Annotated in this window: 1 pseudogene; it reads left to right on the top strand. The window is 36.4% G+C overall.

Annotated features, from left to right (window positions below):
* Positions 1-280: pseudogene (locus tag ACSG5Z_RS32465) on the top strand (hypothetical protein); the annotation flags it as partial.

The following is a 280-nucleotide window of genomic DNA, read 5'->3' as shown; positions in this document are numbered from 1 at the left end:
CATATACGTTATCTGACAATGGTTACAAGTTTTTAAAATACTGGCAAGGTAATATGTTCTTCTTTGCTCCTGAACGTATTGATAATCACGGTAAATATGTTCATCTACGTTATTGGCACGATGTAGATTTAATCTGCCATCTGCGTTACGCTCCATCGTTTTTAGGTCATATCATGCATCCATCTATTAGTAAAGGGGTTTTTACCCCTCCTTTAAGTGTTGCTGTGCAAGGCGGAGTAAATCATAAATTTAATTTCGTTGTATTCTCCACCCTATTAAC

It is taken from the genome of Bacillus pretiosus, assembly GCF_051294775.1.
Lineage (GTDB): Bacteria > Bacillota > Bacilli > Bacillales > Bacillaceae_G > Bacillus_A > Bacillus_A wiedmannii.
Note: the sequence above shows the minus strand (reverse complement) of the source record. Positions and strands in the feature narration are given on the sequence as shown.